Annotated in this window: 16 protein-coding genes; 14 read left to right on the top strand and 2 right to left on the bottom strand. The window is 35.4% G+C overall.

Annotated elements, in window-relative coordinates:
* The first annotated feature begins 286 nt into the window (after positions 1-286).
* The 6 genes from ezrA to HNQ94_RS02750 all read left to right on the top strand — a co-directional run bounded on the left by ezrA (position 287) and on the right by HNQ94_RS02750 (position 6,838).
* Positions 287-1,990: a septation ring formation regulator EzrA gene (gene ezrA, locus HNQ94_RS02775; RefSeq protein ID WP_174494329.1), complete on the top strand. Its 1,704-nt coding sequence runs from the start codon at positions 287-289 to the stop codon at positions 1,988-1,990.
* A gap of 5 nt (positions 1,991-1,995) precedes the next feature.
* Complete coding sequence (locus tag HNQ94_RS02770) at positions 1,996-2,292, top strand: hypothetical protein (protein ID WP_174494330.1); 297 nt, start codon at positions 1,996-1,998, stop codon at positions 2,290-2,292.
* Positions 2,293-2,479: 187 nt separating this feature from the next.
* Positions 2,480-3,622 (top strand): cysteine desulfurase family protein, encoded by a 1,143-nt coding sequence (locus HNQ94_RS02765; protein WP_174494331.1) that lies wholly within the window; start codon positions 2,480-2,482, stop codon positions 3,620-3,622.
* A 2-nt stretch (positions 3,623-3,624) separates the two neighbouring features.
* Positions 3,625-4,827, top strand: a complete 1,203-nt coding sequence (gene thiI, locus HNQ94_RS02760) for a tRNA uracil 4-sulfurtransferase ThiI (RefSeq protein WP_174494332.1) — start codon at positions 3,625-3,627, stop codon at positions 4,825-4,827.
* A gap of 96 nt (positions 4,828-4,923) precedes the next feature.
* Positions 4,924-5,124 carry an alpha/beta-type small acid-soluble spore protein gene (locus HNQ94_RS02755; protein ID WP_174494333.1) on the top strand — a complete coding sequence of 67 codons (201 nt, stop codon included), beginning with the start codon at positions 4,924-4,926 and terminating at the stop codon, positions 5,122-5,124.
* Between the two features lie 124 nt (positions 5,125-5,248).
* Positions 5,249-6,838, top strand: coding sequence for an amidohydrolase (locus HNQ94_RS02750; protein ID WP_174494334.1), 1,590 nt, complete (start codon positions 5,249-5,251; stop codon positions 6,836-6,838).
* A gap of 43 nt (positions 6,839-6,881) precedes the next feature.
* Here the strand turns inward: HNQ94_RS02750 and HNQ94_RS02745 are convergent, their stop codons facing one another.
* Positions 6,882-7,688, bottom strand: coding sequence for an NAD kinase (locus tag HNQ94_RS02745; protein ID WP_174494335.1), 807 nt, complete (start codon positions 7,686-7,688; stop codon positions 6,882-6,884).
* A gap of 353 nt (positions 7,689-8,041) precedes the next feature.
* Here HNQ94_RS02745 and HNQ94_RS02740 point away from each other — a divergent pair, with 353 nt between their 5' ends.
* The 6 genes from HNQ94_RS02740 (at position 8,042) to HNQ94_RS02715 (ending at position 13,132) form a co-directional block, all read left to right on the top strand.
* A complete protein-coding gene (locus tag HNQ94_RS02740) occupies positions 8,042-8,677 on the top strand; it encodes a DUF2953 domain-containing protein (protein ID WP_174494336.1) in 636 nt (211 codons plus the stop codon).
* Positions 8,678-8,710: 33 nt separating this feature from the next.
* Positions 8,711-9,208 (top strand): GerW family sporulation protein, encoded by a 498-nt coding sequence (ytfJ, locus tag HNQ94_RS02735; protein WP_174494337.1) that lies wholly within the window; start codon positions 8,711-8,713, stop codon positions 9,206-9,208.
* A 91-nt stretch (positions 9,209-9,299) separates the two neighbouring features.
* Entirely contained in the window at positions 9,300-9,794 is a 495-nt protein-coding gene (tpx, locus tag HNQ94_RS02730; protein WP_174494338.1) for a thiol peroxidase, read from the top strand.
* A gap of 191 nt (positions 9,795-9,985) precedes the next feature.
* On the top strand, positions 9,986-10,969 hold the full coding sequence (locus HNQ94_RS02725) for a class I SAM-dependent methyltransferase (RefSeq protein ID WP_174494339.1): 984 nt from the start codon (positions 9,986-9,988) through the stop codon (positions 10,967-10,969).
* A 118-nt stretch (positions 10,970-11,087) separates the two neighbouring features.
* Positions 11,088-12,278, top strand: coding sequence for an acetate kinase (locus tag HNQ94_RS02720; protein WP_174494340.1), 1,191 nt, complete (start codon positions 11,088-11,090; stop codon positions 12,276-12,278).
* Between the two features lie 44 nt (positions 12,279-12,322).
* Positions 12,323-13,132, top strand: a complete 810-nt coding sequence (locus HNQ94_RS02715) for an EcsC family protein (protein WP_174494341.1) — start codon at positions 12,323-12,325, stop codon at positions 13,130-13,132.
* A gap of 55 nt (positions 13,133-13,187) precedes the next feature.
* Here the strand turns inward: HNQ94_RS02715 and HNQ94_RS02710 are convergent, their stop codons facing one another.
* On the bottom strand, positions 13,188-13,619 hold the full coding sequence (locus HNQ94_RS02710) for a universal stress protein (protein WP_174494342.1): 432 nt from the start codon (positions 13,617-13,619) through the stop codon (positions 13,188-13,190).
* 125 nt (positions 13,620-13,744) lie between these two features.
* Between HNQ94_RS02710 and HNQ94_RS19545 the strand changes: the two genes are divergently transcribed.
* Both HNQ94_RS19545 and HNQ94_RS02705 read left to right on the top strand, forming a co-directional pair.
* The gene (locus tag HNQ94_RS19545) at positions 13,745-13,873 is read left to right on the top strand and encodes a hypothetical protein (protein WP_260400886.1); all 129 of its coding nucleotides are present in this window, start codon (positions 13,745-13,747) and stop codon (positions 13,871-13,873) included.
* Between the two features lie 174 nt (positions 13,874-14,047).
* A complete protein-coding gene (locus HNQ94_RS02705) occupies positions 14,048-15,727 on the top strand; it encodes a methyl-accepting chemotaxis protein (RefSeq protein ID WP_174494343.1) in 1,680 nt (559 codons plus the stop codon).
* Positions 15,728-15,788: the final 61 nt, after the last annotated feature.

The following is a 15,788-nucleotide window of genomic DNA, read 5'->3' as shown; positions in this document are numbered from 1 at the left end:
CTTGGCGACAATTTCTAAAATTTTTCTGACACCTCATTTAGCAAACGTAATAAGCCCCTATGACAATAGGAGAAAATCTCTTGTGTCGCAAACTAGCATATGAGGTATTACTTATTGCTGTCAGCCTTTTACAAAGTATTGGCGTTTTCTGCTTGAATCTTGTCAAAATCAAAAGAAATTTGAAAAAATTTAGCAAAAATAAGCCTTATCATGATATTATATTAACAACACAATTTTCCATGCCGAACGGTTAAAAGGAACGTTGGAAATGGTAAGGAGGCTTTATATGGAGTACATCATCGGAGCCATTCTTTTATTAATCACCCTCATCACCATAGGTCTCATATTAAGAAAAAAGGTTTATGACCGAGTTGATAAATTAGAAGAGTGGAAATTAGAAGTTATGAATAAGGACGTAACAAACCAACTATCAAAAGTAAAAGAGTTGAATCTATCCGGTGAAACTCAGACACGTTTTGAAAAGTGGCGTACGGAATGGGACCATATCGTAACAAGAAAAATGCCTGATATTGAAGAGGATTTACTTGATGCTGAAGAAGCAGCTGACCGATATCGTTTTCGTTCTGCGAAAAAGATCCTTAATGAAGTAAGTAGAACAATTGAGATAATCGAAGTATCCATCGAGAAAATGTTTGAAGAGGTTGATGCCTTAATTATTTCAAAAGAAGATAGCTCAAAAGAAATTGAGTTTATTCGTCCTCGTGTAAAAGAAACAAGAAAATACTTGTTACAAAATAGATATCAATTCGGAAAAGCGGAAGTGGTCTTCGATGTAGAATTAGATGAAATAGAAGACCAATTATCTCACTTTGAAGACTTAACTAATAAAGGCAATTATTTGGAAGCGCAACATCTTGTGCAGGATGCTAATGCCCGTCTCCAAATTTTAAACCATAAAATAAAGGTTTTACCATTATTATATCGGACGTGTAAAACAGATTTGCCAGAACAATTAGATGAACTTATTAGTGGTTTGAAAGAAATGAAAGATAATGGACATCAAATTCATCACTTTGGTTTTGAGAAGGAAATACATAAACATCATGAACAATTATTGATTCTAATTGAAATGCTCCACCAAGGGGAAATAGATGGTGTGGAAAATACTATTATCGAGATAGAGGAACGAATTCAAGAAATTTTCCATCAATTAGAAGAAGAAGCGTTGGCAAAAACATATACGGAAAAACATGTCCATGTCATGTATAGAAGCTTAGAAGAGATTGAAAAAGATTTAGAAAAAACAAAAAGTGATGTGAAAATTCTTCAAGAAAGCTATCATTTCAAAGATGAAGATCAAGAAACACAGCTTAATCTAGAAAATGGATTAAAGCAATTGAAACTTCAGTCAGAAAAAATGGAACGAGAGCTAGATGAAGAAAAGAAAAATTATTCCCATATACGAAGTGAATTAGAAGGTTGGATTATACAGTGGGAAAATTTACATCAACAACACGTTGAGTTTCAAAATAAAATTAAATCACTTAGACAAGACGAATTACAAGCAAAAGAGAAAATAAATAACTTAGTACGCGAACTAGCGCATGTCAGAAGAAGATTGCAAAAAAGTAATCTTCCGGGAGTTCCTGAGTATATTTATAATGCTATTTCAGAAGTAGCAGCAATGATTGACAATATGAATGTAAAGCTAGATCAACATCCTTTGAAAATCGATGAAATTAACTATGCTTTAACGAAAGCCGAAAAAAATACGGTTACAGCTGTTGAGCAAACTGATTATTTATTTGAACAAGCATACTTAGCTGAGTACGTTATCCAATATGCAAATCGTTATAGAAGCCAATACCCTATGCTTGCAGCTCAATTATCTGAAGCAGAAAATGCTTTCCGTAACTGGGACTATGAACTTGCTTTGGAACATGCAGGTAATGGTCTGGAAGAAATTGAACCTGGTGCTGTAAAACGTCTAGAGGAGATCATGAGACAGCAAGTTGGTCTTAAGCGGTAATAGCTGTGAAAAGATTTATTCTTATTACCCTAGTGATCGGATGTATAACCATTTGGAGTACTGCTCTTTGGATGTTTATATCAGCTAACAAAGTAAAAAACTATCCTATGAGTGACCATAGTGCATATGTATTGGAAACGAACCTTTATAAATCGGGAAATGTGGATACTTTATTTCATCAAGCACTAGGCAAGCAGGAATTAGCAGACATAAAAGAAGTGGGTTTAAGCAAGGAATGGATAAGAAACATATCTTCAGAAGAAATGATATCAATCGATACGCTACTTTCGCTTTTGGAATAACTAGTAGTTCAAGCTGTCCTTTTAAAGGACGGCTTTTTCTTTGAGTAATGTCCCATATCGTTTTCAATAGGCTAGTAAATTGGGTAATCTACCCTTTACTCTGTTATTATTAACGTAAGGTAAAAGTTTTAAATTGAAAAATATTGTGTTATTATATTTGATTGCAAACGGAAAAAGGAGCTTAATGATGATTTATTTAGATAATAGCGCAACAACAAGTCCTTACAAAGAAGTTTTGGATAGCTTTTATAAAGTTTCCCAAGGTTTTTTTGCCAATCCTTCTTCTATCCATTATTTAGGGGGAGAGGTGGAGCAATTATTAACAAAAGCAAAGGAGCAGGCAGCTTCTTTACTAAATGTCTTACCAAAAGAGCTAATATTTACATCAGGTGGTACGGAAAGTAATAATTTGGCTATTAAAGGTATTGCCCTACAGCACCAAAATCGTGGTAAACATATTATTACAACTCAGATTGAACATCCTTCTGTCTTGGAAGCTTGTCGTTCTCTTGAACAATTTGGTTTCGACGTTACTTATTTATCCGTTGATATAGAAGGAAAGGTTTCGCCAGAACAAGTTAAAGCTGCTATCAGAGAAGATACTATTTTAATTTCCATTATGCATGTAAACAACGAAATAGGAACAATTCAGCCAATTGAGGAAATCGCAGCTATCTCTCAACAATACCCGAAGCTCTTCTTTCATGTGGACCATGTACAAGGGCTTGGAAAAGTGCCATTGCATTTAGCTCATGAAGGCATCGATTTATGTTCTATGTCCAGTCATAAAATTCATGGGTTAAAGGGAACAGGGTTATTATATATAAAGAGAGGCACTAGTTTATATCCGTTAGTACATGGTGGAGGACAACAAGAAGAAATAAGACCCGGAACAGAAAACGTTTCAGGAATCGTTGCAATGGTGAAGGCATTACGTTTAACGTTTGATAATCAAAAAAATAAGATAGATGAAATTAGCAAGCTTTCTCGATCAATTCGTGAGTGCTTAGCTGCTGATTCGCGAATTTATATCAATTCTCCAAAGACAGGTGCGCCTCATATTATAAATATTTCCGTACCTGGATATAAACCAGAAGTAGTTATTCATGCACTAGGGAAAAAAGATATTTTTATATCAACTAAATCAGCTTGTTCATCTAAACATAGCGATGAAAGTGCAGTCCTCGCAGCATGTGGTTTAGAGCAAAGTAGAACGATGCATGGCTTTCGTATAAGTCTCTCGTTTTATAATACAGAGGAAGAAATTAATCAATTTTGTCGGACGTTTTTAGAAGTGTTAGATGAACTTAGCGATGTAATGGGGAGATAACAATGGAATTTGATCATATAATTATTCGGTATGGTGAAATGGCCCTTAAAGGCAAAAACAAGAAACAATTTATTTTACAATTAAAGAAAAACCTTAAGCAAAAATTCACTTCATTTTCAAATCTACATGTTATTCGTAGCCGTGATCAAATGTACATTAAGCTAAACGGCGAAGATCATGAAAAAGTCATTGAAAAGTGCCAAGAAGTTTTTGGTATTCAATCTATGAATGTGGCAATGAAAGTGGAAAATGACGTTGATAAAATTAAAGAAGGTGCATTATACGCTTTAAGGGAAGCGAAAAATGCCAAAACGTTTAAAGTTACAACAAAGCGACCTAATAAACAGTTTCCTATTGGTTCTCAGGAAATGAACCAGGTGTTAGGTGGACATCTACTCTCCAATACAGATCAATATACGGTTAATGTTCGTAATCCAGATGTGGAAATTAGAGTAGAAATTAGGCAAGATGCAACCTACATTATGTCGGGAAAAATTCAAGGGCTAGGCGGGCTACCTGTAGGAACCACAGGGAATACATTACTTCTGCTCTCAGGTGGAATTGATAGCCCTGTTGCAGGATATCTAGCGTTAAAAAGAGGGGTAAAGGTAGAAGCAATCCATTTTCATTCTCCACCTTTTACAAGTGAGCGAGCAAAACAAAAAGTACTTGATTTAGCTCATACCCTAACGAAATATGGACATCAATTAAAGGTCCATATTGTTCCATTTACTGAACTCCAACAGAAAATATTTAGAGAAATACCAGAAGGCTATGGGATGACTGTTATGCGTCGAATGATGCTTCGAGTTAGTGAACGTTTGGCAGAAAGAGAAGGAATTTTATCCTTAACAACAGGAGAAAGCTTAGGCCAAGTGGCCAGTCAAACGATGGAGAGTATGAATGTGATTAATGAAGTGACCAATTATCCAATTATCCGCCCGCTAGTAACAATGGATAAGCTTGATATTATTGATATTTCTAGGGAAATTGGCACATATGAAATTTCCATCCGTCCTTATGAGGATTGTTGCACAGTATTCGTACCTAAACAGCCAAAAACGAAACCAAGAAAAGAAAAAATTCATCAGTTTGAAGATCCAATTGATTTTACACCTGATATTGAAAAAATATTAGAGAATGTTGAAACAGTGACTATTTCCGAAAAATCGCCACGTAAAGAGCTATTTGAAGACCTTTTATAACAGCTAAATGACGAAAAAGAAAAAACTACCAATTGTTTTTTTGTATGAAACCTCCAAATCTGCACAACATAATTAGTGACAAGGAGGTGATTACACATGGCAAACAATAATAGCCAAAATTCGAACCAACTTGTTGTACCTGGTGCTGAACAAGCTATTAACCAAATGAAAACTGAAATTGCACAGGAGTTTGGTGTTAACTTAGGAGCTGACAATACTTCTCGTGCTAACGGTTCAGTCGGCGGTGAAATCACGAAGCGCCTTGTAACATTTGCTCAACAACAAATGAATCGTTAATAATTGAATATGTTTGGATTGAAAAGGGCAGATTTATCTGCCCTTTTCTTTTTACTTTCAGCTAAATTATGTCGTATAGTGAAAAAAAGATTACTTTTTAATTTTTATTGGGAGAGTGTAGCATATGGGCAAACTTTGGTTTGGTGGTAGTATATATACAATGCGCATGCCAAATGAAATGGTAGAAGCAGTTTATTCGGAAAATGGAAAAGTAATGGATATGGGCTTAAAACAGGAATTAGAAAATAAATATAAAGATAATATTGAAGAATATGTCGATATAGAAGGACAGGTTATGTATCCAGGTTTTATTGACAGCCATTTACATATTGTTGGTCATGGTGAAAGGATACTTAGGCTTGATTTAGCTTATACACAATCCCCAAAGGAATTGCTCGAGTCGATTAAGAAAGCTACTAGTAATTTAGCTCCTGGGGAATGGTTAGTTGGTGAAGGTTTTAATGAGAATCAGTGGGACGACCCACGGATTATTCATCGCAAGGAATTAGATGAGATAGCTCCTGATCATCCCGTTATGCTTACGAGAATTTGTAGACATGCAATAGTTGCTAATTCAAAAGCATTAGAAATGGCAGGAGTAGATCATCGAACCGAGGCACCATTTGGTGGCGTAATAGCCAAAGATGAAGATGGAAGTCCTACTGGCTTTTTACTAGATACTGCACAAGATTTAATAAAGAATGCAATGCCAACTGTAACAGACGAGTATATTGAAAAAGCAATTAATGTTTCCATTCATGACCTGCTTGCAAAAGGTATAGTTGCAGGCCATACAGAAGATTTAAATTATTATGGTGGATTTGATCAAACATATCAAGCATTTTGTCGGACCATAGATGGAGAAAAAATCAAATTCAGAGCTCATCTCTTAGTCCACCATGGTGTAATCGAAGATATGGAAAAGGCTGGATTAGGTTTCAAACGAGGAACAAAATGGGTAGAATTAGGGGCAATGAAAATTTTTGCTGACGGTGCTTTAGGAGGTAGAACAGCATGGTTATCCGAACCATATGAGGATGATCCAATGCAAGTAGGAGTACCAATCCATTCAGAAACACAGATGTCGTTATTAATGGAAAAAGCAAGATCGCTTCAAATGCCAGTCGCGATTCATGCAATAGGTGATAAAGCGGTAGAATTTGTTGTGGACATGCTGGAGAAATTTCCTCCCCCTAGTGGAGTGAAAGACAGAATTATCCATGCGCAAATTATGAGAGAAGAGTTATATGAACGTATCAATAAATCAAACACAATTATTGATATTCAACCAACATTTGTATCCTCTGATTTCCCATGGGTAATGGAACGAATCGGAGAAAGAAGACTTCAACATGCATATCCTTGGAAATCCTTTTTGGAGCGAGGAATTATTTGTGCGGGTGGTTCTGATGCTCCAATCGAAGAGGTAAATCCATTAAAAGGTATAGAAGCGGCAATTATACGTAAGTCCATATTTGATGGGAATTCTTATGGATTAGAACAGGCTTTATCCATATATGAGGCAATAGCCTTGTATACAATAAATGCAGCTGCAGCTATTGGAAACGAGCATATTCAAGGTCAAATTGCTCCAGGATTTTATGCCGATTTCACCATTTTAAATAAAGACTTATTCAAAATCGAACCAAGTGAAATTTCTAGTACGTCGGTTTTGAAAACGGTTGTTGACGAAACCATTGTTTATCGTAAATAAACGATTAATGGCCCGTGTTCAAGTGAACACGGGCCATTATGTTTTAGGTTAAAAATGTTCGTTTTACGCGATCCCAGAATGAATTATTTTTAAGTTTTACTGTTTTGACAATTTTGTCACTTAATGTAATGTCGAGCGTTTTAATATTTCGAATGGAATAGGCTTCGTTATCCATACCAATTACAGGGTAATCATTGCCATCTTGAATTACTTCTAGACGTAGTTTTCTTTCGCCACTAAGTATAAAGGAAGAACCAAGTGTGCGGTACATGTTGTTATTTAAGGAAGCTAGCTCAGTTACTTGAAAGCAAGGAATCTTAGGATCTACAACAGCCCCATTGGTTGATTTATTGTAGCCTGTACTACCCGTTGGCGTTGCCACTACCAAACCATCCCCACGAAATTTTTCGAAATGAGTATCATCGATGAACACATCTAACACAAATGATTTAATAATCGAAGAACGAATACTAAGCTCGTTTAAGCAATGGAAACGTGCTTCATCTCCATTAATGGCAACATCTATAACAGGAAATCTTCTAACTTCTAAATCCTGGTTAAGCATGACATCGACCATACTGTCGAAGGAATCTAAATCAAAGTCACAATAGAGTCCTGCTTCTTCTTCATATTTTATTCCTACATATAGACAGTCCTGCCTAAAACCTGTTTTTCTTACGGCCTGCAAAAATGTGCCATCTCCACCAACGCTGATGATGATATTTGCATTTTCTGCTTCTGTTACAATGTTAAAGTTATTATTTTGTGCTAAATCAAATAATGGTTGTAGCTGTTTTTCTAATTGGTCATTTTTTGGATAGAAAAAGTAAAGATTTTTTCTTTCGTCCATGTGACATTACCTCCGCTATCGAGTTTGTACCTTAAAAGTTGATGAATTTCACCTATATCATATCACTTTCCTCATTTTTACCATAATAAAATAGGCCATTTTCTACAATATTGTTGTTTTCATACAGTAGACAGAAATGGGAAGGCGAATCCTTTCTATGGGATTTTTCCTTTGAAGCATCAATCCGCTTAACAACTACTACGAATGACCCCTCAGTAAGTAGAGGGTGTAGAAGTAATGCACCACATTTTCTCTCAAAAACTATAATCGACTTGAAAAGTGACAGAAAATAAAAGCTTCTCTCTGTTTAATTTTATTTTTTGTGAAAATAATGATAAAAAGAGGTGGTTGCTTTGAACGTATTGTTTATACTTTTTGTACTCATTATCCTCTTCATTATTCTGTTTATCATTATTATTTATACAAGGGTACATATTACTTTTCACTATAACCATAAGAAAGATTACAACCAGCTAGATGTGCAATTAAAATTTTGGAAGATAATTAAAATAGAGAGAGAAATCCCACTAGAAGTTGAAGAGGAAGAAGATGGAGACACAAAGGTGAAAATAAAGATCGAGAAAAATGATAATAATGAGAAAAAGCACACCTTTTCTTTAGAAAAAATAGTAAAACGTTTAAAGGATTTTGAAAAATTAATAAGAACAATTTTAAAATCCCTGCCAGTAATTGTGAAATTCACGAAAAAAATAAGGGTCCACTCTTTCCAATGGAAAACGTACATAGGTTCAACCGATGCAAGTTTAACAGGTATTGCTATAGGTTCCTTGTGGGCAATAAAAGGTAGTATGGTAGGAGCAATAGGTCAATTCACAAAACTCCTAAACTATCCTAATCTATCTATCACACCAGTTTTTCAACGAAACATATTTGAAACAAACATTCAATGCATGATTTCTTTTCGGATTGGGCAAGCTATTTACGCCATATTAAAGATTGTACGGCAAAAAAATCAACAGGAAAAATGAGTATAAATTGATTGGCAGAAAGGAGCTCTACACATGTCTGAACATCCAATTCAAGGACTAATGACGACAGCAATGGAAAATTTAAAAGAGATGGTTGATGTGAACACCATCGTAGGAGATCCTATTGAAACTCCGGATGGTAGTACAGTGATTTTACCTGTATCAAAAGTAGGATTTGGGTTCGCGGCAGGTGGTAGTGAATTCCAGACACAATCTTCAGATGGTGGAGGTAGTTTACCATTTGGAGGAGGTAGTGGTGGAGGAGTTTCTATTACACCAATAGCATTTATCATTGTAAGTCCTAACGGTGTGAATACTGTACATTTAGATGAAAGCACACATATATATGAAAAAATATTAGATCTTGCACCACAAGCAGTTGATAAAATTCAAGAATTGCTTAAATCACAAAAATCAAATAAACCGGATAAGAAAGATGATAGTAAAAAAGATGACAAAGATGGCAACAAAGAAAAAGGGCAAGAGAAAGATAGTGAAGGCAAAAACAATGAACCTCCTAATAATTTATAAATAGTTCGAATAAATGAAATGATTAGACAAATCTAATTAGACCCTTCATAATAATGGAAAGTGCTAATCATTAAATAGGAGGCGATAAAGTATGGCAAGTATTACGTTTAAAGGACAACCTAAAGAACTTGTAGGTAAGGAAGTAAAAGTTGGGGATCAAGCTCCAGATTTTAAAGTCGTTGCTAACGATCTTTCAGAAAAAAAATTACAGGATTTTAGTGGTGTCAAATTAATTAGTGTCGTACCTTCTCTTGATACAGGAGTATGTGATGCTCAAACACGTCGTTTTAATGAAGAAGCAAGTAGCTTGGGAGACGTAACCGTATTAACGGTTAGTATGGATTTACCTTTCGCTCAAAAGCGTTGGTGTGGTGCGAATGGTATTGAAAATGTTATTACATTATCTGATCATCGTGATGCTTCCTTTGGTCAAGCATACGGAGTCCTTATTCAGGATTTAAGATTATTAACGAGATCGGTTTTTGTTGTTAACGAGAACAATGAAGTTACATATGTAGAATATGTAAGCGAGGCAACAGATCATCCAAATTATGAGGCCGCTTTAGATGCGGTAAAACAAGCATAATAAAAAATGGAATATATCTTTTGAGAAAGGGTCAATCCCAAGTATGTCATTGTTTGATACAGGCAACACTGTACACGATGACATAGAGGGGTTGACCCTTCAAGTTTGTCTTCAGTCATTAATAAATGATTTGTTGGATGTAAATCTGCTAGTATAGTAGTACATTAGCATTAGAAATGGGGGAAAGAAAGATGGAGCAACAAAATATAGAAAATCTTTTTAAATGGTTTGATCAAATGACAACACTAATTGAATATACAGAGGATATTCCTTACTTAGAAGGATTAATAGAGGCTGGGGAATTACTACATGTTAAAGAAGTATCTGCAGAAATAGAGAAGGAATTTAAAAATAAATTAGAGAAGCAATTATCAAAAATAAACATTGAGTCGTTCGAAAGAGAGGAAATTAGAAAGGCATTACAGCTTGCCATTTTAAAAGGCATGAAAGGGGCGACACAACAGAATCATTACATAACACCTGATGCTGTAGCTATTTTTATTGGCTATTTAGTTAGAAAGTTTATTGGTGATAAAAAGAATGTAAGAATTTTTGACCCGGCTTGTGGGACAGGCAACTTACTAACGGGGGTAATGAATCAGCTTCCATATGAGACACACGCATTTGGAAGTGAAGTTGATCCTTCTTTAATACAGCTAGCTTATGTTAATGCGAATCTTCAACAAAGAGAGATTGAATTTTTCCATCAAGACAGCTTACGACATTTACTTTTAGAGCCTGTTGATATAGTCGTTTCAGATTTACCGGTCGGATATTATCCAGACGACGAGCAGGCTAAAAATTTCACATTACATGCAGAAGAAGGGCATTCCTTTGCACACCATTTATTTATTGAACAAAGTTTAAATTATACATTGGCAGGTGGGTATTTATTCTTAATTGTCCCAAATTTTCTATTTGATAGTGAACAATCGGATAAGCTACATAGTTATTTACAGGAATATGCTCATATTCAAGGGCTTTTACAATTACCATTATCGATGTTTAAATCAGAAAAAAACGCAAAAAGCATTCTTGTTTTACAAAAGAAGGGTATTAAAACAACCCCACCTAAAAAGGCTTTGATGGCACAATTACCTTCTTTTAAAAATGTACAAGCAATGGATAAAATTTTAAATCAAATAAATATATGGCTAAAAAATGACAGAAAATAAAAACATTCACTCTGAAAGCGTACCCATGGGTAGATCTTTCTTGAATTCTCTATTAGCCGGTGATTAAATGGGGAAAGGTAATAATGAATCTGGTTAAAAAATGAGGGGTTGAAAAGTAATGGGTAAGTATTTAGCTATAAATGCAGGTAGTTCTTCCTTAAAATTTCAGCTGATTGAAATGCCTGAAGAAACAGTCGTTACAAAAGGTGTAGTGGAAAGAATAGGATTAAATGACTCCATTTTTACAATAGAGTTTGATGCGTCAAAAGAAAAAGAAGTTAAAGATATAGAGGACCATGCAGAAGCAGTTAAAACCCTTTTAAATAAACTGATTAATTCAGGAGCAATTCAATCTTACGAAGAGATAGAGGCTATTGGCCACCGGGTCGTGCACGGTGGAGAAAAATTTAGTGATTCTATTGTGATAACGGATGAAGTAATAAAGGAGATAGAAGAAATATCCGATCTAGCCCCTTTGCACAATCCGGCAAACCTCGTAGGTATTAGGGCGTTTAAGGAAATTTTACCGGATACACCTGCAGTTGCTGTATTTGACACTGCATTCCACCAAAGTATGCCTGAACAGTCTTATTTGTACAGTCTGCCATATGAGTATTACAAAGAATATGGTATTCGTAAATATGGTTTTCATGGGACTTCTCATAAGTATGTATCTGCTCGTGCTGCCGAGCTATTAGGAATTCCGATAGAAAAACTGCGTATTATTTCCTGTCATTTAGGAAATGGAGCTAGTATTGCCGCTATTGAAGGTGGAAAATCAATTGATACTTCTATGGGTTTTACACCTCTTGCTGGGGTAACAATGGGTACAAGATCTGGAAATATCGATCCCGCACTTATCCCATATATTATGGACAAAACAGGAAAATCTGCAGGTGAAGTAATGGACATTTTAAACAAACAAAGTGGTATGCTTGCGCTTTCTGGCTTTTCTAGTGACCTAAGGGATATTGAACAAGCTGAAGGAGAAGGAAATGAAAGAGCGGAATTAGCTTTGGATGTATTTGCCGGTCGAATCCATAAATATTTAGGTTCTTATGCTGCGAGAATGTCCGGAGTAGATGCAATCATTTTTACAGCAGGTGTAGGGGAAAACAGTACTACTATTAGAGAGCGTGTTCTGAAAGGATTAGAATTTATGGGTGTATATTGGGATCCAACCTTGAATAAAGTGAGAGGGAAGGAAGTATTTATCAATTACCCTCATTCACCTGTAAAAGTTATTGTTATCCCTACAAACGAAGAAGTAATGATTGCACGAGACACGATTAGACTACTTCATGATTAGTTAAGAAGAGGTTGAAGAGGGATACCCTAAAAAGGGGGATCCAGATGAGTCTGAATACGTATGTGGCTAATATTATTTCCTGGGAAAAGAAAATGAAGGAGGATGAATCCTTCCAGAATAGTAGTAATTTTTCTAAATTGCTGTTAGATTCGAGGACTATGAATACGAAACTCCTTGCAAAAATTGATGATTACTTGTTTTATATGTATCATTTTTTGCAAGGAACTTCTCGTTATAAGGAAGACCGAGAAAGGATCATTCATGAAAGTCTAATCTTTGATGAGCAAATTGAAAAAATCGAGGATCTACGCTATTTACCTATTAGGCAGTTAACTCATTTGGCAGAGAAAATTTGCCAGAAAGATACTTGGTTATCTGCTGTTCAAGGGGGAATATTAGGAATGAGTCCGGCTATATTAGCTTCAGCTAATATTCCAATAACCTTGATTCGGAGTGTAAGAAAAGCTCAGTTAACTGGCTTATGTTTCGGATATGAAATGATTAAACCTTATGAAATGATTATGGTATTAAAGTTTTTGTACATAACGAGGTTACCTAAAGGTGACAGATATACGGCATGGAAGTCTTTTAAAAAGGAAATTTATGTGGATCCACCCTTTGTATATGAAGGAGAAGATCGATTACTTGATGAGAAGATGGTCATTCATCATGGAAAGCTTTTATTAGAAATGATGTGCATTGTGTCTTTGCGGAATAAAAGAGTCCGTCAAATTCCTTTCATTAGCATAGGATTATCGTGTTTAGCGAATTATTGCCGATCTAATGATGAGAACAGATTTATTATTAAGTATTTTCAGTATAGATACTTACTAGAAAAAGGTTGTTTCCTATAAAAAGCTATCCGCGAAGAAACTGGTTCTTCAGGGATAGCTTTTTCTTATTCCTACATTAAGAACGAGCAACTAGAACATCTACTTTTGCATATCTAGTAATATGTTCAGACACACTTCCAATTAAAAAACGTTCTACAGCATTATGTCCTGTAGCTCCACATACGATTAAATCAGCATCAAATTGTGGTGCGATATCCTTTGCGATTTTTGCTTTAGGGGAACCGTAATCTAGATGGATAATCACATCCTGAACCCCAGCCTCTTCAGCCATCTTTTTAAAATCATTTAAAAGCTCGTTCGCATACTTTTCTGCTCTCTGAGCAAAAGTCAAATCATATCCCACGACTGAACCATAGACGTTTGTGTCAATAACATGTGCAAGAATCATTTTGGCATTGTTTGTTTGGGCCATTTTAACAGCCTTTTGAAAAGCAAGAGTTGAAGCATCTGAACCATCAACAGCTACCAAAATTTTTTGATAAGCCATAAAAAACTCCCCCTTTTAAGGTGATCATCTTACACGTTAATTATATCAAGTATATTTCCAACTGGTATAAAGTGGATGGAGCAAATTATGAACATTTTGAAACAATAATAGAAGGAGGTGTCATAATGGACAAGCAAAGGAAAAAGACAAAAGAAGAACAAGAAGAAGAAGTTATTGCCCAGCAAATTACAGACAGCTATCAAAGTGGGTTTTATGAACCAGAACTAGACAAGCGAGCTCAAGAGAAGGAATAGATAGGAATGAAAGTGGCGAAATTCATTAATGAATTTCGTCGCTTTTTTGATCTTTTAGAAAAATATAGCAAGAAAACTATGGACAGAACCCCAAAGTGTAGGTATGCTAAAAAACATAAAAATACATAATTTTGCAAATTTTTCACAGGTTGACATACACGAGGGGGAATAAACTTGAAAAGTATAAAGACTAAAATATTGTTATCCTTTATGGTTATTATTATCCTGACAGTTATTATGGGGGGATTTAACTTTTTTGCAACAAGCAAAATGAATAACGATGCAAGAAACATAATAAATGAACAGCTACCTCTTTTAATGATTGAAGAAGAATTAGCCTTTAATATAGCAGAACAAATTGCAGTGACTAGGGCTTACGTATTATATGGGGATCAACAATATCGTAATAAATTTGATGAGTATACGGAGAAAAGTGAAATTCTTCAAGAACAATTACTAGTGCTGCAAGAAAACGATAGTAACACAATGCTAGTAGAAAATACAATGAACTGGCGCGCATTATCTATTACAGAAGTTTTCCAAGTGTATGATACAGGTAACATAGCTCAAGCTCAACAAAACTTGAAGGAGGAAGTTCAGCCTTTAGCGGAAGAACTAATGGCCTCCTTAAAAAAATGGTCTTCTGAACGGGAACAGGTTATAAATGTAGCGGGACAAGATGTTATTGCAAATGGAGACCGGATGAATTTAATGGGAACAATTATATTGGCAATTGTCCTCCTCGCTGGCTCAACATTAGCCATTATGATTGCTCGAAATATAGCAAATCCGATTCAACTAGTAACGACAAGAATGAATGTGATGGAAGATGGAGACATGTCACATGAGTATTTGCAAATTAACACGAAGGATGAAATAGGACATCTAGCAAAGAAAATGAACGATTTACAGTATGGTTTACGCGATGTTGTAGAAAAGGTTTCTAGTGCAACCCAAAATGTAGCAAGTCAAAGCACTCAACTTACCCAGTTTGCTGATGAAGTAAAGGAAGGAAGTGAGCAAATCGCTTCAACTATGCAAGAGTTATCTTCTGGAGCAGAATCTCAGGCGAATAGTGCATCAAATTTAGCGGAGAAAATGGATGGTTTTAAACAAAAAATAGAATCTGCTGATCAACAAGGTGATCATGTTGTGAAAATTTCTAATGAAGTTTTATCGGTTTCAGAAGAAGGTAGTAAACGAATGCAACAATCTGTACGTCAAATGGGTAGCATTGATCAAATAGTGAGCGATGCAGTTGCGAAGGTAAAAGGTTTAGATAATCAATCAAAAGAAATCGTTAAATTAGTCGTTGTCATTAAAGATATTGCCGAGCAAACGAATTTATTAGCACTAAACGCTGCAATAGAAGCAGCTCGAGCTGGTGACCACGGGAAAGGGTTCGCAGTTGTGGCGGATGAGGTACGCAAGCTTGCTGAACAAGTTCAGTATTCCGTTGGTGATATTACAACCATTGTTAACAATATTCAACAGGAATCAAATTCAGTTGTCGATTCACTGCAGACTGGATATAAAGAAGTAGATGAGGGTTCTAAGCAAATCAAAAAGACAGAGGAGTCCTTTTTGCAAATTTCGAATTCGCTTGCTGATATGGTAACGAAAATAAAAGGTATATCTGGAAATCTAAAAGAAATTGTGAAAACTAGCGATGAAATGAATAACTCTATTGATGAAATTGCATCAGTTTCAGAAGAGTCAGCAGCTGGAATTGAACAAGCTGCAGCTTCTGCTCAACAATCAAGTAGCTCAATGGAGGAAGTTTCAAAAAGTGCTGTGCATTTAGCTCACTTAGCGGAACAACTAACTACCCAAGTAAATCGATTTAAACTGTAAATAGGATTAAATTTACGAGTGTATTCTTAAGAGAGTACACTCGTCGTTTTTTATAAAATGT

This window comes from Salirhabdus euzebyi (genome assembly GCF_014207435.1).
Taxonomy (GTDB): domain Bacteria; phylum Bacillota; class Bacilli; order Bacillales; family Alkalibacillaceae; genus Salirhabdus; species Salirhabdus euzebyi.
The sequence above is the reverse complement of the archived record's forward strand: the minus strand, read 5'-3'. Positions and strand labels throughout refer to the sequence as shown.